Source organism: Limosilactobacillus pontis, from assembly GCF_002940945.1.
Classification (GTDB): domain Bacteria; phylum Bacillota; class Bacilli; order Lactobacillales; family Lactobacillaceae; genus Limosilactobacillus; species Limosilactobacillus pontis_A.
Window position 1 is genome coordinate 303242 of sequence record NZ_PNFV01000001.1, and the last position, 24625, is coordinate 327866.

The 24625-nt window shown below is 48.4% G+C and carries 25 protein-coding genes, 2 tRNA genes and 1 pseudogene; 9 read left to right on the plus strand and 19 right to left on the minus strand.

The window, feature by feature from the left end; genetic code table 11:
* Nucleotides 1-25 precede the first annotated feature (25 nt).
* The 3 genes from CK797_RS01495 to CK797_RS01505 form a co-directional block, all read right to left on the minus strand.
* Nucleotides 26-973 carry a peptidylprolyl isomerase gene (locus CK797_RS01495; protein WP_104688049.1) on the minus strand — a complete coding sequence of 316 codons (948 nt, stop codon included), beginning with the start codon at nt 971-973 and terminating at the stop codon, nt 26-28.
* Between the two features lie 169 nt (nt 974-1142).
* The gene (locus tag CK797_RS01500; protein WP_104688050.1) at nt 1143-1514 is read right to left on the minus strand and encodes a YlbF family regulator; all 372 of its coding nucleotides are present in this window, start codon (nt 1512-1514) and stop codon (nt 1143-1145) included.
* 64 nt (nt 1515-1578) lie between these two features.
* Nucleotides 1579-3741 carry a PBP1A family penicillin-binding protein gene (locus CK797_RS01505; RefSeq protein WP_104688051.1) on the minus strand — a complete coding sequence of 721 codons (2163 nt, stop codon included), beginning with the start codon at nt 3739-3741 and terminating at the stop codon, nt 1579-1581.
* A gap of 261 nt (nt 3742-4002) precedes the next feature.
* On the opposite strand from CK797_RS01505, the gene hpt reads away from it, so the two are divergent.
* Nucleotides 4003-4539 carry a hypoxanthine phosphoribosyltransferase gene (hpt, locus tag CK797_RS01510; RefSeq protein WP_104688052.1) on the plus strand — a complete coding sequence of 179 codons (537 nt, stop codon included), beginning with the start codon at nt 4003-4005 and terminating at the stop codon, nt 4537-4539.
* Between the two features lie 72 nt (nt 4540-4611).
* Here the strand turns inward: hpt and argS are convergent, their stop codons facing one another.
* Entirely contained in the window at nt 4612-6312 is a 1701-nt protein-coding gene (gene argS / locus CK797_RS01515) for an arginine--tRNA ligase (protein ID WP_104688053.1), read from the minus strand.
* A gap of 341 nt (nt 6313-6653) precedes the next feature.
* Here argS and thiD point away from each other — a divergent pair, with 341 nt between their 5' ends.
* Both thiD and CK797_RS01525 read left to right on the plus strand, forming a co-directional pair.
* A complete protein-coding gene (gene thiD, locus CK797_RS01520; protein ID WP_104688054.1) occupies nt 6654-7490 on the plus strand; it encodes a bifunctional hydroxymethylpyrimidine kinase/phosphomethylpyrimidine kinase in 837 nt (278 codons plus the stop codon).
* The gene (locus CK797_RS01525) at nt 7483-8421 is read left to right on the plus strand and encodes an L-lactate dehydrogenase (RefSeq protein ID WP_104688055.1); all 939 of its coding nucleotides are present in this window, start codon (nt 7483-7485) and stop codon (nt 8419-8421) included. Before thiD ends, CK797_RS01525 begins: the two co-directional genes overlap by 8 nt.
* Nucleotides 8422-8839: 418 nt before the next feature.
* Here CK797_RS01525 and CK797_RS09230 read toward each other — a convergent pair whose 3' ends face one another.
* Nucleotides 8840-9025: an IS3 family transposase gene (locus tag CK797_RS09230; RefSeq protein WP_104688095.1), complete on the minus strand. Its 186-nt coding sequence runs from the start codon at nt 9023-9025 to the stop codon at nt 8840-8842.
* Between CK797_RS09230 and CK797_RS01535 the strand changes: the two are divergent.
* Nucleotides 8997-9200, plus strand: a pseudogene (locus CK797_RS01535) (tyrosine-type recombinase/integrase); the annotation flags it as partial. The gene CK797_RS09230 and the pseudogene CK797_RS01535 sit on opposite strands and share 29 nt — an antisense overlap.
* A gap of 133 nt (nt 9201-9333) precedes the next feature.
* Here the strand turns inward: CK797_RS01535 and CK797_RS01540 are convergent.
* Both CK797_RS01540 and CK797_RS01545 read right to left on the minus strand, forming a co-directional pair.
* A tRNA-Leu gene (locus CK797_RS01540) sits at nt 9334-9417 on the minus strand.
* 107 nt (nt 9418-9524) lie between these two features.
* Nucleotides 9525-9860 carry a hypothetical protein gene (locus CK797_RS01545; RefSeq protein WP_104688057.1) on the minus strand — a complete coding sequence of 112 codons (336 nt, stop codon included), beginning with the start codon at nt 9858-9860 and terminating at the stop codon, nt 9525-9527.
* A gap of 133 nt (nt 9861-9993) precedes the next feature.
* On the opposite strand from CK797_RS01545, the gene CK797_RS01550 reads away from it, so the two are divergent.
* From CK797_RS01550 to CK797_RS01560, 3 genes are all read left to right on the plus strand, one after another.
* The gene (locus CK797_RS01550) at nt 9994-10332 is read left to right on the plus strand and encodes a hypothetical protein (RefSeq protein WP_104688058.1); all 339 of its coding nucleotides are present in this window, start codon (nt 9994-9996) and stop codon (nt 10330-10332) included.
* A gap of 46 nt (nt 10333-10378) precedes the next feature.
* Nucleotides 10379-10449 (plus strand) — tRNA-Gly (locus CK797_RS01555).
* 149 nt (nt 10450-10598) lie between these two features.
* On the plus strand, nt 10599-11318 hold the full coding sequence (locus tag CK797_RS01560; RefSeq protein ID WP_104688059.1) for a potassium channel family protein: 720 nt from the start codon (nt 10599-10601) through the stop codon (nt 11316-11318).
* A 14-nt stretch (nt 11319-11332) separates the two neighbouring features.
* Here CK797_RS01560 and CK797_RS01565 read toward each other — a convergent pair whose 3' ends face one another.
* The 6 genes from CK797_RS01565 to CK797_RS01590 all read right to left on the minus strand — a co-directional run bounded on the left by CK797_RS01565 (nt 11333) and on the right by CK797_RS01590 (nt 15628).
* Nucleotides 11333-11626: a hypothetical protein gene (locus tag CK797_RS01565; RefSeq protein ID WP_104688060.1), complete on the minus strand. Its 294-nt coding sequence runs from the start codon at nt 11624-11626 to the stop codon at nt 11333-11335.
* A gap of 379 nt (nt 11627-12005) precedes the next feature.
* A complete protein-coding gene (locus tag CK797_RS01570) occupies nt 12006-12680 on the minus strand; it encodes a CPBP family intramembrane glutamic endopeptidase (RefSeq protein WP_225365002.1) in 675 nt (224 codons plus the stop codon).
* Nucleotides 12680-12901 carry a hypothetical protein gene (locus tag CK797_RS01575; protein ID WP_104688061.1) on the minus strand — a complete coding sequence of 74 codons (222 nt, stop codon included), beginning with the start codon at nt 12899-12901 and terminating at the stop codon, nt 12680-12682. Before CK797_RS01575 ends, CK797_RS01570 begins: the two co-directional genes overlap by 1 nt.
* A 98-nt stretch (nt 12902-12999) precedes the next feature.
* A complete protein-coding gene (gene rbsK / locus CK797_RS01580; RefSeq protein ID WP_104688062.1) occupies nt 13000-13920 on the minus strand; it encodes a ribokinase in 921 nt (306 codons plus the stop codon).
* 25 nt (nt 13921-13945) lie between these two features.
* A complete protein-coding gene (rbsR, locus tag CK797_RS01585) occupies nt 13946-14959 on the minus strand; it encodes a ribose utilization transcriptional repressor RbsR (RefSeq protein WP_104688063.1) in 1014 nt (337 codons plus the stop codon).
* A 60-nt stretch (nt 14960-15019) separates the two neighbouring features.
* Nucleotides 15020-15628 (minus strand): hypothetical protein, encoded by a 609-nt coding sequence (locus tag CK797_RS01590; RefSeq protein WP_104688064.1) that lies wholly within the window; start codon nt 15626-15628, stop codon nt 15020-15022.
* Between the two features lie 189 nt (nt 15629-15817).
* On the opposite strand from CK797_RS01590, the gene CK797_RS01595 reads away from it, so the two are divergent.
* Nucleotides 15818-16450 carry a deoxynucleoside kinase gene (locus tag CK797_RS01595; RefSeq protein WP_104688065.1) on the plus strand — a complete coding sequence of 211 codons (633 nt, stop codon included), beginning with the start codon at nt 15818-15820 and terminating at the stop codon, nt 16448-16450.
* A 30-nt stretch (nt 16451-16480) separates the two neighbouring features.
* Here the strand turns inward: CK797_RS01595 and CK797_RS01600 are convergent, their stop codons facing one another.
* From CK797_RS01600 to pepV, 4 genes are all read right to left on the minus strand, one after another.
* Nucleotides 16481-17629 carry a glycoside hydrolase family 73 protein gene (locus CK797_RS01600; protein ID WP_104688066.1) on the minus strand — a complete coding sequence of 383 codons (1149 nt, stop codon included), beginning with the start codon at nt 17627-17629 and terminating at the stop codon, nt 16481-16483.
* A gap of 286 nt (nt 17630-17915) precedes the next feature.
* The gene (locus CK797_RS01605; protein ID WP_104688067.1) at nt 17916-19322 is read right to left on the minus strand and encodes a L,D-transpeptidase; all 1407 of its coding nucleotides are present in this window, start codon (nt 19320-19322) and stop codon (nt 17916-17918) included.
* Nucleotides 19323-19533: 211 nt separating this feature from the next.
* Entirely contained in the window at nt 19534-20031 is a 498-nt protein-coding gene (locus CK797_RS01610) for a universal stress protein (RefSeq protein ID WP_104688068.1), read from the minus strand.
* A gap of 64 nt (nt 20032-20095) precedes the next feature.
* Nucleotides 20096-21496 (minus strand): dipeptidase PepV, encoded by a 1401-nt coding sequence (pepV, locus tag CK797_RS01615; RefSeq protein WP_104688069.1) that lies wholly within the window; start codon nt 21494-21496, stop codon nt 20096-20098.
* Between the two features lie 90 nt (nt 21497-21586).
* Between pepV and CK797_RS01620 the strand changes: the two genes are divergently transcribed.
* Complete coding sequence (locus tag CK797_RS01620) at nt 21587-22447, plus strand: NAD(P)H-hydrate dehydratase (RefSeq protein WP_104688070.1); 861 nt, start codon at nt 21587-21589, stop codon at nt 22445-22447.
* Between the two features lie 105 nt (nt 22448-22552).
* Here the strand turns inward: CK797_RS01620 and CK797_RS01625 are convergent, their stop codons facing one another.
* Both CK797_RS01625 and CK797_RS01630 read right to left on the minus strand, forming a co-directional pair.
* A complete protein-coding gene (locus tag CK797_RS01625; protein WP_225365003.1) occupies nt 22553-24202 on the minus strand; it encodes a polysaccharide biosynthesis C-terminal domain-containing protein in 1650 nt (549 codons plus the stop codon).
* A gap of 110 nt (nt 24203-24312) precedes the next feature.
* The gene (locus CK797_RS01630; protein WP_104688071.1) at nt 24313-24576 is read right to left on the minus strand and encodes a type II toxin-antitoxin system HicB family antitoxin; all 264 of its coding nucleotides are present in this window, start codon (nt 24574-24576) and stop codon (nt 24313-24315) included.
* Between the last annotated feature and the right edge of the window lie 49 nt (nt 24577-24625).

Genomic DNA, 24625 nt, shown 5'->3' on the forward strand with positions numbered 1-24625 from the left:
GGGCTTGGCAATTTTTATTTAGCATTTATTTACTGGAGTCGGACGCCGTAGTTGGGTTGGTCTTTCCCAGGTTACCATTAGTGGTACTGTTGGAGTTAAGGTAGTCATCCAGGATGTTCTTCTCGTCGTTATCCTTGATAGAGACATTCCCCTTCTTCAGGACGTTGGCAACCACCTTGTGGAGGAAGGCACTGTTGTTCATGTTTTTCTGGACAATCTGGTTCCGCAGGTCGCTGATGTGCTGACTCTTCTTCCCCTTGGCTGGGTGTTCAATCATGTAGATAACCTGGTAGCCATCATCTGTCTTGACCGGTGTCTTGGTGTATTCACCGGTCTTCAGATTGAAGGCAGCCTTCTTGTATGCGGAGTCAAGCTGGGAGTCAGTGTTGTCAAAGGCTGGCACCTTTCCACCCTGGTCCTTGTTGGAACTGTCAGTTGACTTGGACTTAGCCAGCTTCTTAAAGGTCTTGTAGGCGTTATCGGAATCATTCAGCTGACTGATAATGTCCTCAGCCTCAGACTTGCTGCCAACCAGGATTTCTGCAGTCTGAACCTTTGGCTGGTACTTCTTCCACTGCTTGTTAATCTGCTTATTGGTGATGTGGGAGTAATCACGTACGGCTGCCTGCAATAATAGGTTGGACCGGATCTGCTGCTTTAGGGTCTTCTCCGTCAGACCGTTCTGCTGAAGAACCGCACTGAACTGAGAGCCGTACTGCGACTTGTAGCTATTGTATTCAGCGTTGACCTGCTTATCGGAAACCTGCTTGCCGTATTCCTTCTGCAGAACCTTATCCAGAATCATCTGTTGAAGAACCTGCTTACCGTTGCTGGTGGCCTTCATACTGCTGTAGTATTCACTCTCGGTAATCTTACCACCGCTGGTCGTGGCCACAGCTTTGTTACCACAAGCAGCAAGGGGCATCATCAGAGCAACCCCCGCAACAATCGCTAATAATTTTTTGGATTTCAAAAAAACACATCCCTTAAATTAATTTTATTCGAAAACTTCACCAATCAAATATACCACACTTCCCCGCCCGGTCCAGTCTTGGTAAGGAAATGTTTACCGCTTCTTCATAATTTGTTCTAAAAAAGACCAGGCGGTGGTAACTGCCACCTACCTGGTCTTAATTGGTTAATTACTTGTTTTCAGCGTCGTCTGGCATGATCTCACTGTAAAGGTTCTGCAACGGTTCCGTGATCGTCTTGTTGACTTGTTGCAGCATCTGGTCAACTTGACGTTCCTGGTTCATCAGGTCCTGAACGGCCTTTTTGCCACTGATTTCTTGGGCAATGGTCTGAATGGCCTTGATCTCGTCGTCGTTTGGCTTTTGACCCTGCATCTGCTTCTTTTGAGCTGCCACCTGCATCTGTTGGAACTTCTTGAATGAAGTGAAGGCGTCTTCGTCTGCCTTCAAGGCATCAAAGGCCTTCTTCAGATTTTGAAATTCCTGCGTTTTAACTAACTGCCGACTCATCTCGTTGGCCGTGTCGTAGATGTTTACAACCATAAATGATAATCCCCTTTGCTTTGTTATTGAATCTTTGTAAATTGTATCATGTTTAGACTAGTAATTAAAATAGCGATTTCACGCCGTTCCACCACTGGCTGGCCTTGTTGCCAAAATTATTGACTGACTGGTTAAACTGATTGAGCAGGTCACCATCGTTATCAAAAAGGGACTTCCAGCCGCCTCCCGACTTATTGGTGTTGCTTTGAGCCCGTTCTTGGGCATCCTTGACCGTAAATTTGGTCCCCGGAGTATTATTCAGGATTCCCGTCATCTCATTCTTGAACAGAACGTTGATATTACGGTCGGTAATATCAACCAGAGCGTGGCTAGCGTTGGTATCGTCATAGCCCTCCCAAGTGGCCACTACGACGTCCGGCGTATAACCGATCATCCACTTGTCACGGTCGTTATCCTCAGCGCCCTTGATACCGGAGTTAGTCGTCCCGGTCTTCCCAGCTAAGGTGTAGCCTGCTGGCTTGGCACTAGCCCCGGTTCCATGAGCATAAACCCCGATCATCATGCTGGTCATCTCTCGGGCCGTCTTGGCCGAAATAACGTGTTTAGTCTTGTTTCCCTTATTCTGGGCAATTACCCGACCCGAGGCATCCTCAATCTTGGTTATGTAGTGGGCACTTGGCATCTGACCATCATTGTCGAAGGTAGCGTAAGCCCGGGCCATCTGCTGGACAGAGACCCCCTTGGTCATTCCCCCGAGGGCTAGTGCCAGGTTCTTGTCTCCCTTCTCCACTGGCAAGTCAAATTTCTCGGCCATCGAGTAACCTTGGTTGACACCGATCTTGTTAAGCAGCCAGACCGCCGGAGCATTCAAACTCTCGTACAGGGCCTTGTACATCGGTACCGACCCACTGTAGGTATCATCATAATTCTTCGGCGTATAATGATTTGTTCCATAGGACTGCTTCTTGTCCTGGAGTGTTGAATCATAGAAGTAGCCGTGTTCAAGGGCCGGTGTGTAGACAACAATCGGCTTGATGGTCGACCCTGGCTGACGCCGCATCTGGGTGGCCCGGTTGAAGCCACGGAAAACGTGCTTGCCCCGGCCGCCGACAACTGCAGTTACCCCACCGGTCTTCGGGTCCATCGCAATTGAGGCCGACTGAACCTTGGTGCCATCTGCGGTGTTAACCGGGAAGTTGTCGTCATCATCATAGGTTTGCTGCATTGAGCGCTGCTGATCCTGATCCAGGGTCGTGTAGACTTTGTAACCATTGTTCATGATATCTTTTTCGGAGATTCCATACTTATTCTCTGCCTCGGCAATTACCGCATCGAAAAAGTACGGGTACTTGTAAGTATCATTTGGCGCGTACCCATTGCTGGTGGCTAATGGTGTCTGCTTATACTGATTGGCCTGAGCTTGGGTTAGCTTACCATTCTCAACCATCAGCTGGAGGACCAGGTTACGCCGTTGCTTGGTAGCCGCCGGGTGGTCAATTGGATCATAGATTCCCGGTGAGGTCAGCATTCCGGCTAAGGTGGCAGCCTGGGGAACTGTTAGTTCGCTGGTATTCTCGTTAAAGTAGCGCTTGGCAGCGTCCTGAACCCCCCAAACTCCATGGCCAAAGTAGGCATTGTTGAGGTACATCGTCAGAATCTCGTTCTTGCTGTACTGATTCTCAACCTCAATGGCAATAAAGATCTCCCGGGCTTTTCGTGAGAAGGTCTGCTGCTGGGTTAAGAAAGCGTTCTTGACCAGCTGCTGCGTAATGGTACTCCCCCCACCAGAGATATAGTCACGGTGAAGGAGCTTGTTCTTGACTAGCAGGAAGCCTGCCCGACCGAGCCCCTTGATTGAGAAACCGTGTTCCTTATAAAAATTACGGTCCTCAGTTGACAGCACAGCGTTGGGTACGTTCTTGGAGATCTGGTCCAATTTGACGTAGGTTCCCTTCTGTGCGTACAAGCTTCCAGCCGACTGCTTGTTGCGGTCATAAATCATTGTGGTCCGTTCTAGACGGTTCTTCAGGTTCTTGACGTCAGCGGTCTTAGCGACAAATGTCAAGTGAATACTCATGATTAGGAACAAGGCAAGGCAGATGGCAATAATCCACCGGGTCAGCTGGTAACGATACCAGAATCTGCCGATCCATTTTTTGACCCGCCGACCGCCCCGTTTGAGGACGGCCCAGACACGGGTACCGGTGGCCTTCAACCACGCCATCACCTGTTCTTTGAAAGGTTTCTTCTGTGGTTCTCGCTTCATTCTCATTCCTCAGTTCATTAATTGACTGTCTGTCATTTTAGCATATAACCGGGACCTGGCCACACTATTCCGTGGGCTTTTACCAAAGCTTACCATTCGGGGGTTAACATTCATCGTTGGCTAAACCCGAACATTATTGTCGCTTGATTCAATTAAAATTAATTTATGACTTAATTTTAGGCTATTAATGTGTTAAAATCTGACTATCAATCATCAAATTTACCTTTCGAGTAATTTTCTAAGGGGAAGAGGAGAATTTACATGAACAATGATATCGAAGCGGTACTCTACAGCCAGGAACAAATTGATCGCCGCCTGGATGAGCTGGCCGCCGCGCTCACCAATAAGTATCACAACCAGAATCCACTGGTGGTTTCAGTCCTGACCGGAGCAATGATCTTCACCAGCGACATGCTCAAGCGGTTGAATTTCAGACTCAATGTTGATCTGGTTGATGTTTCCAGCTACGACGGGGCTAACTCCACCGGTCAAGTCAAGCTTCTCCAGGATCTCAAGTCCAACGTTGCCGGTCGGGACGTCATCATCATGGAGGATATCATTGACACTGGCCGTACACTCAAATATCTGGTTCAACTGTTAAAAGACCGGGGTGCCAAGAGCGTTGCTGTCTGCGCTCTTCTCGATAAACCAGCCCGGCGTGAAGTTGACATTGAGGGGGATTACGTGGGTTTTACTACGCCAAACGAGTTCTTGGTCGGCTATGGACTGGATTATAACAACCTCTACCGTAACCTTCCCTACGTTGGCATCCTGAAGCAGGCTGTCTACGCAAATTAAGCTTAAAAGCAATAAGCGGGGCTAGTGAGAAAAACATCTCACTAGCCCCGCTTATTTGTCTGTACTAATAAATTACATTTCGTCTGGCGCTTGAACATCCAACAGGTTCAGTGCAGACTTCAAGACGTTGCTGACAGCCTGAGTCAATGCTAACCGGGCCTGTTGACCCTCGTCCTCATCCAAAATCCGGGTGTGGGCATAGTACTGGTTAAACTTCTTAGCCAGTTCCAGAGCGTATTTGGCAACTACAGATGGGTCATAATTCAGTGCAGCCCGCTTGATAGCTTCACTGTATTGACCTAAGAAGCTGATCAGGTCCCATGCTGAGTCGCCAACCTTGGTCAGATCAACGCCGCTGAAGTCACGAATACCGCCCTTCCGCAAGATACTCTCAGCACGAGCACGAGCATATTGAACGTACGGACCGGTTTCCCCTTCGAACTTAACAACATCTTCCAGCTTAAAGTTAACTGCATTCCGCCGGTAGTTCTTCAGATCATGGAAGATAACGGCACCAACACCGACCTGCTTAGCCACCTCATCGGCATTCTTCAGGTCTGGGTTCTTCTCGGCAATCTGCTTCCGAGCCAGGTCAATGGAATCGTTTAAGACGTCTTCCAACGAAACAACGTTCCCTTTCCGCGTGGACATCTTCTTCCCGTTCAGGTTCATCAGTCCAAATGAGATGTGAGTGATCTGGTCCCACCAGTTAAAGCCCATTTTCTTCAGGGCCATCCGTAATTGACGGAAGTAAGTCTCCTGGTCAGCCCCTACAACATAGAGAGACTTAGCGTGGCCATACATCCGCTTCCGGAAAAGGGCCGTAGCCAGGTCACGGGTAATGTAAGTAGTCGTCCCGTTGGACTTGATAATCAGCAGTGGTGGTAATTTGTACTTGTCGAGGTCAACAATCTGAGCTCCCCGACTCTCCTTGAGCAGTCCCTTGTCCTTCAGCAACTGGATCGGTTCATCCATCTTCTGAGCACTGAAAGCTTCACCATTAAAGGAATCAAAATGGACATTCAGCATATCGTAAACCCGTTGGAACCGTTGTAAAGACATCTCACGGAACCAGTGCCACAACTTCCAGGCTTCCTCGTCACCGTGTTCCAGTTTGGCAAACCATGCCCGACCGGCCTCAGTGTACTCAGGGTGCTCATCGGCTTCGGTGTTAATCCGGACGTAAAGCTTAACCAGGGTATCGATTGGGTCTTCTTTCAACCCCTTTTGAACATCTGGTTCGTCGCCCCACATCTTGTAGGCAGCCATCATCTTTCCAAACTGGGTACCCCAGTCACCAAGGTAATCGATCCGGATTAGGTTATAGTTAACCTTCTCCATGATCCGGGCAACGGCTTCACCAATCATAGTTGAACGCAGGTGCCCCATTCCCATCGGCTTGGCGATGTTTGGTGATGAATAATCGATCGTAACGTTGGCCTGGTGACCAAGGTCCAGGTCACCATAGTGTTCAGGATCACTTAAAATCTCCTTCAAGACATCGGCGCCAACTTCCTCCTTATCAAGGAAGAAATTGATGTATGGGCCAGCTACGACCACCTTATCGAAGCCCTGGTGGTCAACCTTTTCCACCAAGTCACTGGCGATCATCTGGGGAGCCTTGTGCAAGGTTTTAGCCAAGAAGAAGGTTGGGAAGGCATAGTCCCCGTTCTTAGCATCCTTAGGCCGTTCAATCTTATCTACGATGGCGGTAATATCCATCTCTGGCAGCGCCTTTGAAAGCGCAGTGGCAACTTTTTGCTTTTCGTCCATAATATTCCTCCTTATAATTAAAAACGTCTCCAATAAGCTAATCAGGCTTACTAGAGACGAGGTTAATTCCCGCGGTACCACTCTAATTGAATTAGAATTCCACTCTTACTTATTAAACTATACCTACAAGGCACGCCTTCATAATCGATGCATTTCCTAACTCACACCATCATAGGATCGCTGTAAAGCACCCGATTACTACTACTCCTTGATCATTGGCCTTAACACTGTTCCATTATAACAAAATCTAATTCAATTACAAGGAAAATCGTTAACCGACCTGACCGCCACAATTATATGCTAAAATCAACGTATTAAGAAATGGTGAAAGGATGATGTGAATGACACAACAAAATATCCAAGCCCTGACTATTGCTGGTCATGATTCCGACGGCAGTGCCGGAATGCCGGCCGACCTCCACGCCTTCTTTGCCGATGGGGTCTACGGCCATGGTATTCTGACAGCCGCCGTTGCTGGCAACTCTTACGACATCACCGCGCAGCAGGTAATGCCCAAGGAGTTTATTGCCGAGCAATTTCACCAGCTGGCTCGAGACTTCACGATTGGCGCTGCTAAGACCGGAATGCTGGCCAACGACGATATAGTTAATGTCGTGGCAGATAATTATGATGCCCAAATCTTTGGGCCCCTGGTGGTTGATCCGGTCATTATTACCAAACATGGGGCGATGCTATTGAACCAATCAGCCTACGAACGCTTCCGAGAACGGATTATTCCCCTGGCTACAGTAATCACCCCTAACTTCTTTGAAGCCCAGAAGCTGACTGAAATGACTATTAGTAACCGCCATGACCTGCTCACGGCCGCCCAACATCTCCATAAGTTAGGGGCTAAAAATGTTGTTATCAAGGGTGCCCATAGTGATACATCCCAAGATACTGTCGACGACCTGGTCCTTTTGGCTAACGGCGATCACTTCTGGATGTCCAAACCTTTCATTAAAACCAGCCGACTCAACGGCACCGGGGATACTTTTTCTGCCATCATCACCGCCGAGCTTGCCAAGGGACGGGATGTTGCTAGTGCTGTCCAACGGGCCAAGGATGCGGTTTATACCGCCATCGCTCATCCCCTGACGATTGGTCATCAGTTTGGTCCGATTAACCACTGGGCTGCTCAAGTTGAATTAGGAAAGGAAGCTAATCACAATGCTTGATGAATATACGCACAAAGTTGTTCTCGTCGGTGATGGGGCAGTCGGTTCAGCCTTTGCCTTCTCCCTGCTTCAATCGACCCACGAGATCGACGAATTGGTCATCGTCGACCGCGATCAGCAAAAGGCGATCGGCGACGCCAGCGACCTGGCCGATATCACTCCGCTAACCAGTCCTGTCCGAGTAATCGCCGGCAGTTATGCGGATGCTAACAATGCAGATGTGGTCGTGATTACGGCCGGAGTCGCCCGTAAACCCGGGGAGTCACGCCTGGATCTGGTCAATAAAAATGTTGCCATCTTAAAGTCAATCGTTGATCCGATCGTAACCGCAGGCTTCAAGGGAGTCTTCGTTATCTCTAGTAACCCAGTTGATATCCTGACAACCCTCACCCAGCGGATCAGTGGTTTCCCAAAAGAACGGGTCATCGGCACCGGGACCTCCTTAGACTCAATGCGGTTACGAATCCTGCTTAGTCATCGGTTCCACCTGTCGGTCAATGCCGTTGATGCCCAGATTCTGGGCGAACACGGCGATACCTCATTTGCTGCCTTCAACGAGATTACCATCAATGGCAAACCACTCGCCGAACGAATCCAGCTCAGCGACCAAGATAAGGCACAGATAGAAGACGACGTCCACCGGGCTGGGGGTGAGATCATCACCAACAAGGGTGCTACCTTCTATGGAGTTGCCAAGTGCCTCGCCTATATCACCAGTGCCATCATTGAGAACCGAAATGTGGTCCTCCCAATCTCAGCACCACTGGAGGGTCAGTACGGAATCGAGGGCCTCTACCTTGGTTCGCCAGCAGTCATCAATAGCCAGGGAATCGGTCAGGTCATCGAATACCCGCTTACCGATGATGAACAAGTTAAAATGGCGCACTCAGCTGATGCTATGAAGAGCGTACTCAATAGCATTCAACTCTAAACATTTAAATAAGCTAGTCAAAGCGGCTTGGCTGTGGATCACTTCACGGTCAAGCCGCTAATTTTAAGATTATTTTATTATGAATGACGGCAATGAGCGAACCAGCTCGGCCGGCTTACTTTTAACTTTATGGTGTTCCAATATGATGTTTTTCTACCATAAAATTCCTTGGCTTAAATTCCGGAACAGGGGAAAATGGGTAAGACACTCGCCAGCATAGAGCATTATTATTGATGGCCTATTAACTCATCCCTAGTGACCAGGTTAAATTCGTTTACCAAGATATGAATACACAATAATACAAGCCCTCAAGGAAAGGGGGCGGTTCTATTAAAAGGGATAAACGAAAACAAAAAGCGTAAGGTCAAGGTGGACTGGACTGCACCCTGTCAAGTAGACAAACAATTATTCAAAACTTTTAGGCAGCTTGATGCCGGTATTCCACCGGGGGCAAGCTGTTTAATTTTTCTTGATAACATTGATGATTGTAGAAGTAAATGTATTGATCGATCGAGGTAACGAGGTCTTCGTAGGCCTTAAACTGATATCCGTAGTAGCCCTCATTCTTATAATGGCTCCATCGTAGTGGTTTCCACTTCCACAGCCTTAGACACTCTCATGTGGCCCTTCTGCTGGCACACGGGATAGATATATACACTATCAGTAAACGCTTGGGCCATAACAGTGTGGCTACTACCTCTAATGTGTATGCCTACCTGATTGATGAGTATAAAAATCAGACTGATAAGCAGATTGCTATCATTATGGAGCAGATTTGATGTGTGCAGTTTGTGTGCAGAGTGTGTGATTTCCCATGTTTTTTCATGTTTCTTGAAATAAAGGAAAAGCTCGATAAACGTTGACCTTATAACGTTTATCGAGCTTTTATATTTTATTGAATTTCTTCAAATATGCCCCAAACAGGATTCGAACCTGTACATGGAAACCCATACAACGACCTGAACGTTGCGCGTCTGCCAATTCCGCCACTGGGGCATCTCTGTTGTTAAGTTGTTTTGTTATCTCAACCAGACAACATAAATTATTATATCTAAATCCAGAATAATTGCAAGGCCTTTTTCAAAATTAATTTTAAAAATTTTTTAGAACCAGAATGTGACCGCGATCAGGGCAATCACCAGGGCAAAAATGACGATGTATGATCGGTTAGGATTGCCAAAGGTTTCACGCTTCAAGCGAAAGTTTGTCTCCATAAAGGCATACACCAGAATCAAGTAGATTATCAGACCGATCCCGCTTCCCAACTCATTTGGAAAAATCAAAATCAGCCTAACAATAGAAACGGTCAGTAAAACGAAAAAACAAAGCCGAGCAAAAATCAGCCAATCGGTCACATGCTTCTCCTTTTGGGCCTTATTACCACCGAGATTGGCGACAATCAAGAATGCGGTGGCAAAGATTGCGATTGCTTGTAACATTGATGGTCCCTCCTTTCTCCTAATTCTAGCATGCCCCTTCGCACGATACCAGCGGACTTTTAACTTGAAAAAGATTGTCAAAAAGTGTAAAGTAGCATGTATTGTAAACGAACATATAATGAGGTGAAATTTAGTGGCTGATTTTGAAATTGGTGATGTTGTAAAGGGCAAGAAATTTTGCCCAATGGACCACGACTTCTCCGGTGTCGTTGAAAAGGTCTACACTAACTCAATTATGGTTTCAATCCAAGACTTTGATCCCGCCGACAAGAGCGGTGTCAATGAGCTGAACGGACGGGCCGTGATTCGCCAGAAGGAAGCGAAGATGATTAAGGCTGTTCCACGCGAGGAAAAGGACAATGAAGAAGATGAGGCTAAAGAGAAAAAGCCGGCAGCCAAGTCAACATCTAAGTCAAAGACGACCACCAAGAAAAAAACTCGAAAAAAATCAACAAAAAAGGCTGACAAATAGTCAGAAAGGTTATATACTAGCTTAGTAAGTTAATTGAGCTAGTTTTGCGGGTATAGTTTAGTGGTAAAACACAACCTTCCCAAGGTTGCGTCGCGAGTTCGATTCTCGTTACCCGCTTACGTAAGCAGGAGTATTATGCTCCTGCTTTTTTATATACGAAATGCTGTGTTGTTCCCCAACCACCTGCTTTCGTACTAACTTCCCCGGAAGTCCCCGCCTGGATCTGATATAATTAATACAAAATCAACGAAAAGACCGTGAATAATTTGACCAAGAACAAACTGTACGACATCGTGATGGCCATTCTCGCCCTCGTCTCAATCTTCCTGATTATCCTGAACTTCGGTGGGGTCATCAGTTTGAGCTCTGGTTATCCAGAGCTACTCAACAACATTCTTCTAATCATCTTTACGATTGACTACTTCGGCCGGCTGGCGCTCGCCAAGGACAAAAAGAAGTTTTTCAAAGACAACATCTTTGACCTGCTCTCAATCATTCCTGCCTCGCCAGCTTTCAACATCTTCCGACTGGGACGTCTGGCACGATTTTTCCAAATCTTCCGCCTATTGCGCCTGATTGGATTGACCGGGAAGCTAAACCGACTCCTCCATACCAATGGTCTAATTTATATCATCTATACCAGCATCTGTATTCTAGTCATTGCTGCATCAATGTACTCAGTGAGTGAGCACGTTCCCTACGGCCGCTCGCTCTGGTGGGCCATTGCTACCGCAACCACCATCGGTTACGGGGACATCTCACCACATACCTTCATTGGGAAACTTGCTGCAATTTTCCTGATGATCGTTGGAATTGGGATTGTCGGGGTGCTGACCAGTTCGCTGACCAACCTCTTCATTCATGATCATGCAGATGATCGGATGCAGAAGATCCTCGACAAGCTCGACCAGGTTGAAAAGACCAACCAAGAGCTGGCTGCCGAAATTCGAGAACTCAAAACTAAGCCAAAAGAAAAGATGAAGTGACCACCGCCAAGGTATCACTTCATCTTTTTATTATTGACCAGTTGGATCATGGTTCCATAACCAGTTACCACCAAGAACTTTGGGGCTACTTGAACGTTGGCAACATTCGTGGTGAAACGAACGTTAACCACGCCATCAGCCCCTTTACCTGTCGCCCGGGATTTAAGCTTAGCCTCAACATCGCTGAATAGTTGGTCCATTGACTCAAAGGCATCGATATCCTCACTCGGCAGCATCAGATGACTCGTCGCGTTAACAATACCCAGAATCCGGTGAGCCTGGGGAAAAGCTTCTGTTGATAGAAACATTTAATCACCTCATAAATATTATAGTACACAAAAAGGACACAAGCACGATACCTGTGTCCTTCAATAGCTTACGGAAGGAATCTTGCCACTTTGCACTGGAACTAATTACATTACCATTATCTTTGATTCTAAACTTCCGCAAAGTCGCATTTATATAACCACTGCCAAAGTGCACCCTGGTGACCCTATTGCAGAACTTGAACGAACTCAAAACTTAAATCGATATTTCTGGTCACACTTACGTTGCTTCTAGCCTACTCCATAACTTCCTTCGGCGCTTTGAACAAGTGGGAGGTGTCATGACAAATCATGTCCTCTATTCTTCTTTCCTTCCACGTCTATAATATACCATTTATTGGAAGCGATTACAAGAGTCTTTTTAAACTTTCATGAGCATGGCCATTGCCACTATATTATTGATGGCATGAAGGGCAATTGAGTTCTTCAGAGATTGAGACCGGCGGTAAACGTAGGCCAGCACCATCCCCATAAAAAAGTAGGTACAAAAACTCACTATGTTGGTGCTGAGATGAGCACAGGAAAAGACAATCCCTGACAAAACCACTTTAGGCCAAAACCAACGCGCCGGAAAGAAGAGGTTGGTCAGGACACCACGGAAGATCAGCTCCTCAGCTATCGGCGTCAGGGTACAGGTCGAAATGACAAAAACAATAGTAGCCAATTGATTATGGTTGAGCATCTGAGCAACAGCCGCGTTATTAGCGGTCTGGCTCTGGTGAAACAACAGCTCATTCAGCTGACCGAAGAACATCATTCCCACTAGCAGGGTCAAATAACCACCGGCCACCAGTCCTGGTCGCAGGCGCCCGCCACGCCCCAGTTGGTCATAACGCTGGTAAAGGCGCCGGGCCCAACCAATGATGAAGGCAAAGATCATTAAAAAGATCGCCATCAGAAAAATCGTCAGGACAAGGTTGTCTGGATGGCGATTGGCAATGATGATAGCTCCCGGCGGCATCTGAATCAATAAGAACAGGATCAGTATGATCCCGATCCGGTAAAAAAGGTTGGATAAATTAGCAGGTTTTCTCATTACTTACGCCGTTTGGCTTCCTCCTCCCGTTGCTTTTTCAAACGGTGGTAGCTCCGCTTGGCCGTCACCTTGGTTACCCAGAAGTTAGCACAAACAAAGCCCAGTACCCAGAGGAGGTACATTAACCAGCCGGAGATAACATGGGCGGCCGTCAGCCAAACCAAGACCGCGAAGATGATAAAGGTCGGAAGAATAATTTTAATCAGGTATTCTGCTTTCAATTGCCTTACCTCGTTTTTTTCATTTAGTTTACTAGACTTGAAAAGGGATCACAACCCAAACAGCTGCGATCCCTTGGTTCATTAATCGACTGTCCTGATTACTTTTGGCTGGCAGCGATAATCTCATCGTGCGTTGGAATGGACGGCAGAGCTCCCATTTTCTGCACCGCCAGCGAACTAGCCCGCTGTGCATAGACCAAGGCCTTCTCAATATTGCTCATGTCTGGCTTCAGCTGTGAGGCCAGAGACCCAATGAAGGTATCACCGGCCGCGGTAGTGTCGACGGCATTAACCTTAAAGGCCGGTACAAAGTTATACCCGTCCTGTGTGCAATAGAAAGCTCCCTTCGCCCCAACCGTAATGATCAGGTTGCGAACCCCCATCTGAGCATACTTGGCCGCCGACATTAGCATCGAGGTCTCATCAGTAATAATGATACCCGTCAGCGAAGCGCTCTCCGTTTCATTGGGAATAATCAGGTCCGTTAGCTTTAGGAGGGCTGGGTCAATCTTTTGAGCCGGGGCCGGATTTAGGATCGTCTTGACTCCGTTTGCCTTGGCAATTTGAAATGCCTTCAGCGTGGCTGACTGAGGAGTCTCAAACTGGGCAATCACGAAATCGGCCGCCGCAATTTGCTGCTTAGCCGCTACCACGTCATCAACACTCAGTTGCTGGTTGGCACCCCCGTAAACTAAGATACTATTCTGCCCGTCCTCATCAAGCAAGATGGCTGCCGAACCGGTACCAACCTGGTCGTTCTCCCGAATACCGGTCGTATCGATGCCGTTATCCTGAAGATCTTTGATCATCATCTCACCGCCGTTGTCCGTACCGACCTGGCCGACAAAGGCTGTCTTAGCCCCAGACCGAGCTGCTGCGACGGCCTGATTAGCCCCCTTCCCACCAGCGGCACTGGTCTTGTCAGCGGCCGCCAGGGTCTCACCCGGCAACGGCATCCGCTTGATCCGAAGCGTCGTATCAACATTCAAACTTCCAACAACTGTTACCTTGTTACTCATGATTAAATAACTCCTTTTATCGTGACTATTGTAGCTTTGCCGTGCTCTGCCGCTGAATCAGCTTCACCGGAAAGCGTTGTATCTGTTCCTGTTCTTGGTCAGAATGGATCTTGTTAAGCAGCATCTTAGCCGCACCAATCCCCAAATCGGTAATCGGCTGACTAATTGTTGTCAGCTGTGGTGAGACATATTCATCGAGATAGATATTATCATACCCCATCACAGAGATCTGGTCTGGTACCTCGACGCCGCGTTCTCTTAACCCCCGCATCAGGCCGATCGCCATGTCATCATTACCAGCGAAGGCTGCAGTTGCCCCGGTCTGAATGACCGCCGCGGCAGCATCATAACCGCCCCGTCGGCTCAATGGGGCCTTGATCACATTATGATTCACATCGAGTTCGATATCATTTTTAATTAGACAATCTTGAAAGCCACTCAGCCGCTGGGTAAAGTTATCACTCAACTCTTGCGGCTCCAAAATTGCAATCTTGCGGTGGCCGAGGTCAGCCAAGTGCTGAGCTGCCAATTCACCCCCATGGTAATCATCGGTCAGCACCCGGGTCCCCTCCTGAGCATAGTTCTGGTCAAAGAGGATATATGGAACGTCGCGGGCCCCAATGATCTTATCAATCGTATCGGTAGTCATAGTAGCACTGGCGATGATCAAGCCGTCAATTGACCGTTCCAGCATCTGAGAGAGGTAGCTCTGTTCCAACTCGGCATCCCGATCGGCACTGAAAATCAGCGGGATCATCCGCTCATGCTGGGCAACCTGCTGAACCCCCTCGACGAAGGTACCAAAGAAGGGGCTGCTTATGTTAGGCACCAGGACCCCAATCATACTCGATGACCGGCGGAGAATCAGACTACGGGCGTTGAAATCAGGCACATAACCATACTCGTCACGCAGCTTAAAGATCTTGTCCTGGGTCTTCTTGCTGAAACGCTCACCCTTGCCATTTAAGATCTGTGATACCGTCGTTACCGAAACACCAGCGAGCCGTGCAATATCGCGAATTGTTACTTTTTTACTCATGTTGGTCCCACCACTTTCATTTACTACTTTAACTTTATATTAATTCAGGGACCGTTGCAATTATTCTTCTGGAAAAATATCCCGGAAGATCTGCTGACCGGTGGCCATCTGCGTTCCCCGGAAACGCAGGTAGTCGATTTGAGCCAAGAGGACTTGATATTCCCAAAGAGACGAAAGATCGTGTTCGTTGAAGTAGTGAAGGACTAATTGGATCCGATCAAGTTGGACAATATGACCAATAAAGTCATCGTTCCCCTTATATTTTTGTGTTCCTACTACGACTGGCAGATGATGGTCGTAAGCATCGGCTAGGGCATTGCCGAGCAAGTTGCCACTGGTAATTTCCGGATGGTCATCCAAGAACCGTTGTACCTGCCAGATATCAAAGTAATGGTAACGGTGGGCCACCTTAGTCTTCTCAGACACGGTTGTCAGGTAGTCGCTTCCCTTGATGATCGCCATAATGCTGCTAATCCGAATGACAATCAGGCCGTTAATCTTACCATCCCAGTCAATGCTGATCAACAGGCAGAAGGTCGGATCAATCCCCACCACGAATCCAACATTGAAGTAATCATCTCCAGGTAGGTTGTGTACCTCAACTAGGTACCCCTGCTGCATAGCCAGCACCAGTTGTTCTCGCACCACGCGCTCCGTCATCTTTTCCATGTCATTTTCCCCTCGAAATTAATTTATCCGCTTATGGCCTGCACCAGAGCCGCCATAGTCGGTTTTTGGTTTGTTTTTAAACGATAAATAAACCATCTTCCTACTAAATCTAGCAAAATTTACCATAGGAATCCACAACATTTTGTAGTAAGATGGTTTCTGTGTTATTAAAAGTAAAGAGGGGCCATCATGGTGATAATTACAGCAGGAATGATTGGTGTCGGCAAAACCACTCTGACGGGAAAGATTGCCGAACACCTTAACACTAAAGCATTTTTCGAACCAGTCGGCGACAATCCAGTCTTGCCACTGTACTATAAGGATCCAAAGCAGTATGGTTTCCTGCTTCAGATCTACTTTTTAAACAAGCGTTTTTCAATGATCAAGCAGGCGCTGTCCGATGACAATAACGTCCTCGACCGCTCAATCTACGAGGACGCCCTGTTTACCCGTGAGAACAACGCTGAAGGTAACATCACGGATACCGAGCTCGAGGTCTACCTCAAGCTGCTCGATAACATGATGAAAGATCTGCAGCAGTTACCGAAAAAAGCACCGGACCTCATGGTATATTCCGAGACCGACTTCGAAACGATCCTCTACCGGATCAAGAAGCGGGGCCGGGACTACGAGCAAATTGACGACAACCCAGAGCTTAAGGACTACTATTACAAGATGTGGAGTGCCTACAAGCAATGGTATAAGGACTACGACGCCAGTCCCAAGATGAAGATCGACCTGGAAACCTACGATCTAGAAAACCCGAAGAACGTGGAAACCGTCCTGGGCATGATCGACGACCGGCTGGCTTCAATTCGCTAAACCAAGGCCGAGACCTTTCTCGGTCCTTTTTTATTTTAAAAATAATCGTCTTCCAATTTCAATCAGGCCAGCGGAACCCAGGCCACCAATCACCGAGACCACAGTTGAGAAGTTGCGATGCTGCCGATCCCGATGGAGCGGTTTAGTTGATCGGTCTAGTTGCGATACTCGATCGTCAGCCACTTTGACCTTGACTGGTGCCGTATGATCAGCCGCCGCATGACGTGGTCGGTGGTCGTAGCGAGTCAGCTGAAAACCATCAATCAGTCGATTGAGCTTCTGTTCATATTGAGGATCAGTCGCGTACCGTCCCTGAAGAGCGTGCGTAGCTTGGCGGTAGGTGGCGGCATATTGCCGATGAACCCCACGATAGAGCGGTGCCTGGAGAGTCTCGGCATAGTCATGAAGAGCCGCGGCATCACTCTGGTAGCGACGAAAATTATCGACTACCAAAAGCTGCCGGCCGCCCAGATATTCGCTGGTCGGCTGGTTCGTCGTCTGACCAGCAAAGTAGCCCTTCACCCCGAAGAGATTATGAAAGGGTGCTCGGCCAAGCCGGCTGGTTCCCCAATTGCTCTCTAGGGCAGCCTGGGCAATGATCACCGACGGATAGAGGTCATACTCGGTCCCCACCTGCTGGGCGGCCGTTGCCAGACGGTTAATGAAAGCTCGCTGGCTATTGGTTGGTACCTGTATCGCGTAGTCTTCCTGATCTGGATTTCCTGTTGCTGACGTTTCAGTATTAGTTGTGTCTTCGTCGGTTGCTTGCGTTACCTGACCAATATTATCGTCAGGTAACGTTGGTTCCATCGTTCTTGTTGTATCATCCGATGTTGCATCAGCGGCCCCCTGTAACAGCTGTCCACGGGCCAAGCCACGTTGGTAAGCTACAGCGGCAACGGCGCCAGTGACAGTCCGCTGTTGACCCAAGCGGCCATCCGCAACCCCCTGCTCAAAGGCCTGTTGGTAATCGATGCTCAATCGGCGAAAGGCAGTCAGAAATGCCGCCGCATATGATTCCCCACGTTGTCGGATATCCTGCTCGTCAATCGACTGTTGGTTGATAATTGCGTTAGCAGCCTCCTGGGCTGGATCAGTCATTGCGCTAGCAGCTACCACCATCCCCGAGTGCGTCATCATCAAAGCCGCAACAGTACTAATTAAAATTGGCTTATTCATTATGTCCCTCCGTTCTCATGTCCCTATTAATTAAGTACGGGAAAACAAAGGAGTGACATTATTTTGCTTAAGCAAAGGACTTTACTTTGTTATAAGTACAAACAGCGTAGTTACAAAATGACCTCCACTGCACGGCAAAGCCGAACACTGGAGGCCTATTTATGTTTGCGGGGAACGTGAAGACGAGACTGGGAGAAAATTTTGCTTTCTCACCAGCCACGTTTAGTTCTCCGAATATTAAGTTACGGGAAATAAGCTTCTGTCACGCTTCATTTCCGCTCCTATCTTAGTATACGATCACCGGTTCATCAACCTGAAGAGCGTGGTAGGCCGTCCCGGCGTCACTCGGGTGCATGTTGGCACAACCGTGAGAACCACCGGTAGCTACGTTGTCCCCGTTCAGGTAGGCAGTCTTTGACCAGTTCTTTCGCCAGCTGGCGTCATGGAAACCGCAACCGCTATTGGTGAACTGCGACCAGTATTGAACTTTGCTAGTGTAATTAGAACCATTATTGTTTTTTCCTCGCAACACGGATGGGGACTGCTGGTACATGATATACCAGACTCCCTTTGGCGTTTCGTTTTGAGGATTGTTGGCGCCCGTCACAACGTCCGCATCAAAGACACACTTCCCGTCCCGGTAGAACCAAGCGTGCTGATCGGCAATGGACAGCTCCGCATAGGTACCGCCGATGCCGTCATTACTAGTGACTCCGTAGCCGGTCCCACGGGTCGTATAGCCAATTCCGTAAATATCATGATCGGCACTGACTTCCCGTTTATCAGCTGCTAGAGCCTGGGCCAGCGTCTGACCGGCACGCTGGGCGCTGATCTTCCAGCCATAGGTTCCCTTCTGATTGGTAGTAATCATTTTACCATCGTGGGTCTTAAACTTAAAGGCCCGCCCCAGTGTAGCCTGGGCCTGGTTTATCTTCTTGATTTTCTCATCGATTGCGCTGGTGTCGAACTGGTACCTTCCGTTATGGTAAGTAGCCTTCGTGATCACGTCCGTTGTCGTGAAGTGATAGGTCTTGTCCTCCACCTTGTAGGTAACGCTGCGCCCGATCAGCTTCTGAAGCTGTTTTTTCTCATTTTGTACCGTCTTGCTCTGCGCAGACAAGGGCTGCTGACGCTTGGCCGTCAGCCGAACAGTCCCGTTGGCTGCCCGCCGGTTAAACTGCTTCAATAGGGTTGCCTGATCATACTTGGTCCCTGCCTTGGCAGCCACCAGCTTAACCTTACCATGTTCCAACACAGCATAGGCATCGACTGGGGCCCGCCGCCCCTGATTCAGCTGCTGAAGGCGGTTGATCACTGCCTGCTTTTTGGCTGCTGACTGAGGATCGTTCTTAAGCTCGTCGGTCCAGATAAGGATATTTTGCCGCTTGCTGGACGGGAAGAAGGTCATCTGTTTTTTAAGCGCCTGGTCGAACTTTGCCCGATCTTTACTATCGATGCCAGAGTTTGTTGCCTTGCCTTGATAAATCAACTGGCCGTTTAGATAGACCTGATTAGCGCGCTTGCTACCCTTGACTTTATTGTATGCCTGCTTAGCGGTCAAGCCGCCCACCGGCACCCCATTAATAGTCGTGTTGCGGTTGAAATGAATGTGCTGGTGGATACCAGCACCCAGCAAGAGCACAATCAGCAGGGCAACTACCACGCTGATTAGGTATTTAAGTCGTAATTGCATCGAAGGACTACTCCTATCATCAAAGTAATGGTGTTTCAACACCTAACATTCACGATTATACTAGCTTTGATTTAATTTACCATTCTTTTACTCACAAAACGACCAAGAAAAAAGAGCCGCGACGCTTTGTCTGGCCTCTGCACCTGCATTGCAATATTCGCAAAAAAGTGGCTAGAAGAAAATATCATTTCCCCAGCCACTCACTTTCAGCTTAAATTTCTGGATAGCTATCCTTCTTAATATCCAGCTTCTTATTATTCATATCGGTCTTGACAACCGTGACGTCACAAGGTGCTTCACGAATCGTATATGCAGCAGTTGAACCGACGATCAGACGGCCAACCACGTTCAAACCGGTGGCCCCGATAACAATCAGGTCAATATTGTGCTCGCTTGGATAGTGTTCAGCCAGTTCCAGCTTGGCATTGCCAATAACAACATCATCGTTAACATCCTTAACTCCAGCATTTTCCGCCTTCGTCCGATAAGCGCCAAGTCGTTTCTTCATTTCTTCAACCGCGGATTCATAGATGCTGTGGTCAACGAATCCATAGCCACTTGGGCCCGTACTTGGGTACCGTTCGCCATTGATGACACTCAGCAAGTTAAGTTGGGCATTGTTTTGCAAGGCAACTTCAACTGCCTTGTTGAAAGCCATATCTGATTGCGTCGAACCATCAATTCCGACTAGGATCTTTTGATAACTCATAAAAACACCTCCAAAAATTCCTTTTTACTACACCTTTATTTTACCACTCTTGCACAAATGTGCACTAATCAGTCACCAAATTATTGATGGCTTCCATGTAAATAGCCATCGACTTAATCAAGTCAGCCACCGGTTGAAACTCATTAGCTTGGTGCATTGTGTTTGGTGTCTGCGGCATCAAGGCTCCAAAAGCAACCCCGCGCTCCATAAGGCGGCCATAAGTCCCACCGCCGACAACCTCAGGCTTGGCATTCTCGTCGCCGGTTTGGTCAATATAGGCCTGCATTAAAATCTTGACGATTGGGTCCGCTGGATCAACATAGTGTGGTTCTTGGGAGGCGCCCTGCTTTACCGTCATTTTTAGCTGGTCAGTAACCTGCTTAACGTTGGCCTCAAGCTCATCAGGAGTGATTCCCTTAGGAAAACGGAAGTTCATATCAATGTCTGCTCCCTTATCCTGGTCAAAGTTCAGAATTCCCGCGTTCATGGTCAGCTCACCCATTACCGGGTCAGTAAAAGCACCATCAAAAGCTGTCATTCGGGTATCGAGATGGAGATACTTGGCCAGAAAGTGGATGAAGCTCTTAGCACCACCTGCAAAGTCATACTGGTCAAGGAACTTAGCAAGATAAGTTCCGGCGTTAATCCCCTGTTCCGGCTCCATCCCATGGGCAGCCTTACCAATCACCGTCAATCGCAGACCATCGGCGGTTTCCTCAGCTGTCCCCTTAATCGGGTTGTCATCGACAAATTGAGCAAAGGCTGCCGTAACTGTCTTACGGTCGGGAACTGTGACTAAGGCGACAGCCTCCCGAGGCACCATGTTGAACCGCAAGCCGGAGTGGAAACTCTCCAGAACAAATTGGTCACCATTGGTAGCTGGCGCCCCAATCTTCAATGAGACCTGCCCTTTTTCACCGTTTATAACCGGGAACTCAGCATCGGGTGAAAAACCTAGGGTCGGGGCTGGTTCAACCTCGAAGTAACGATGCATCCCAGTCCAGTTGCTCTCCTCATCGGTACCAACAATGAAGCGAACCCGCTTATTAAAGATGACTCCCTGATCCTTAAGGTACTTCAGGGCGTAATAGGCGGCCATCCCCGGGCCCTTATCGTCGGAAGCTCCTCGGCCGTAAAGATTGCCATCTTTGATTACCGGGTCGAAGGGATCCGTATCCCAACCCTTGCCAGCTGGCATGACATCTAAGTGCGCTAGAATAGCTAGGGTCTCGTCTCCTTCGCCCCATTCCGCATAGCCGACCACATTGTCGATATTTTTAGTCCGAAAGCCATCCTGCTCTGCCATCTCGAGAAAGGCGGCTAGGGCCTGAGCTGGTCGGGGACCGAGTGGATATTCGTCAGTAGCCGCTGAGTCATCCCGGACACTCGGGATCTTCATCAGAGCTGTTAAATCGTTCAGGTAATCTTTCTCCTGACTCTGTGCCGCTTTTAACCAGTCTGTCATTTTCTAGTTCCTCCAATTACTTAATTTAATAAATTAATGATACCATTAAAGTGTAGATTACTAAATTGAAATCATTTAGGAAGTGTTTTTATGGAAAAATTAACTGACCAAATCCTGCACGATGTCATCAAGCCACGGCCCGAACAAAGTTTCAAGGGTACCTTCGGCAAGGTCACCCTGGTCGGTGGCAACCGCAACTTTGGCGGTGCTATCATTATGGCCGCCACCGCCAGTGTTTGCGCTGGTGCTGGACTGGTAACTGTCTGCACAGACCAGTGTAACTCTGGTGCCCTGCACTCCCAGCTCCCCGAGGCTATGTTTGCCGACTTTACCAATGATGACCAGACTGCCAGCCTAGTGACAGCAGCCACAACAGTTGTGGTCGGTCCCGGTCTTGGCGATGATGACCAGGGACTTCACATTCTCAAGAATGTTTTCGCTCATACCAATGATCATCAAAACATCGTTATCGATGGTTCGGCAATCACCTTAATGGCTCGAGAGAAGCTGACCGCCCCGCAGGGCAATATCATTTACACACCACATGAGATGGAGTGGCAGCGCCTCTCTGGGATCAAGATTGCTGACCAAACCCCCGAACGCAATCGCGCGGCCCGTGATAAACTCGATGCTACAGTGGTCCTCAAAAAGCACCACACCGAGATCTACACAGCCAATCAGACTTACCAGCTGACCATCGGTACCCCCGCCCAGGCTGTCGGTGGCATGGGTGATACCCTAGCCGGGATGGTCGGTGGTTTCGTGGCCGAGTTTCACCAGACACCGTTAAAGGCGGTTCTGGCTGCTGTCTACGCCCATAGTGCCATTGCCGAGCAAATTGCCAAGAACCAATACATCGTCTTGCCCCACCAAATCAGTCGGGCCCTACCAGTCTTCATGAAAAAGATGGAAACGGCCCATAACGAACACCACATCGGTTTCCTAGATTAAATTTAACAGTAGTCAGGAGGCTGGGAGAAAGTCCTATTTTCTCCCAGCCTCTTCCATATCAAAAAGCGACCCAGCATCTCATTTGATGTTGGATCGCCTGTTCATTTAACGGATATGCAGTTTGCGCCGCAAGAGCTCCGATTTAGCACCAATAACCTTGTCGGCCAGCCGGAACTTTAAGGCTAAGTAGACATATACAGCCAAACCAACCAGTACTCCCGGAATTAAGGAAAAGAATGCGGTGTAACGGCCGTACGGGCTGACAAAGTGACCAATCAGAACCATCACCAACTTAGTCAAAACAAACATGATCAAGGAGAAGCAAAGAATCTGATTAGTTGGTCGGGCCATCTGATCGAAACGCAACCGAAACTCATTGTTGAAGGAGTGCAGGATCAGGTAGTTGACCACTGTCATTGAGATCCCCGTCGCCATCAGTGGTCCCAGGCCCTGCAGCAACCAGATACATGGATATTGCACGAGTAGTTTGATGATCAATCCGATGGCAAGGAACTTCATCATCCGGCGATTTTCTGAAATTCCCTGCATCATTGCCGCAGCAACTGTATACAGCCCCATTGGAATGGCAATGAAGGCCGCAAATTCAAGAACAACTACCCCAGCCGCATCGTATCGATAGAAGACTGTGTAGATCTGCTGGGCAACGGCTGACAACCCGAGAGCAGCCGGAATCATAACAAAGTAGAACAACATCAAGACGTTCTCAATCTGTTTTTTCATCTCAGCCTGGTCGTTTTGGACCCGGGCCGTAGCCAGCAATGGAATAACCGTTACTGCCATCGCTGCTGCCAACGAGATGATAATCATGTAGAGTTTGTTAGCATTAAAGGCAAACAGAGCATAGATAACTTGAATCTGGTAGCGGGAAAAATGCCCGACCATCGCCATCATCCGCGGGAACGAATACTGGTCAATTAGCTGATAGACCGCAATCCCTGACTCGATGATCACAAACGGAATTGACTGGTAGATGATCTTTATAATCATATCCATGACCGAGACGTCGGCCGTTTTAACACTGCGCCGGGCCATCTCCCGCATCTCACCGGCATGACGGAAGCGACTAAACATTAGGACCGCGGCCGCGCCAACTGCCCCAATGAAAGCGGCGAAGGTTGACTGGGTAACCGCACTGACCCAACTGCCATGGCCAATCTTCATAATCAGATAGGTTGCCGCCAGCATATAAATGATCCGGCAGAGCTGCTCGACAAATTGCGACATCGCCGATGGAGCCATCCAGTTATATCCCTGCAGGTATCCCCGAGTGATTGAAATTCCCGGGATGATCAGGATCGCCCAGGCCAAGGACTGGATGACCGGGATAACATTGGGGTCGCCATTATCCATCAGTGCAGCCCCGAACATCATCACCGTCGCCCCGACGATCCCCATTACCGCAGCGACGTACATCCCCGTCCGATATAGCCGCTGACTGATGATGTACTGGTCGATTCCGTTGTAGTGAGCAACCAACTTGGAGATTGCAGACGGAATTCCCGCGGTTGAAATAATGATGAATATGTTATAAATGTTATAACCCTGGGCAAAGAGGGCATTGGCTACGTTACTGTAAGAGCCAAACCAGGTAACCCATGGAATAACATACAGAGCCCCCAGCAGCCGCGAGGTGATACTCCCAGCTGTCATCCAGGCCGACCCGCTTAGCATCTTTGACTGGGAATCGGTCTTGGACGTGGTGCCCCTTGACTTGTTAGTTTCCGCTTCATTCATAAGTCATTAACATCCTGTCTTTCATTTTAATATGTAAAATAACACAATCTTAATTATTCTATCGTGAAGCTGAAACGGGTGCAATTCGTTTTAGCTTTTTTAATTTTTATTTAATATTGGTCCAGATCGACCGTCACCAACTTCACGGTCCGGTCTGGGTATTGAGCCTGTAGCGTGGTCAGATCACTAGCTGCCGGGGCCGGTTCAAAGTGACCGAGTTTATCGTTGATTGTGATTGCCAAACCCAACTTGGCAAAATCCAGTGCTTCCGCCATCGTTTTCCCCTGGGTAAAGGCCTCGGGGAGGTCGGGGAAGTCCACTTGAATTTCACCCGCCTTGGGAGTGAAGAAGGCCGGATAGCTTACTATTTCCATTATTTTCCTCCATCATGCAAAAAAACGGATCGAAGCGATTGAGCCACGG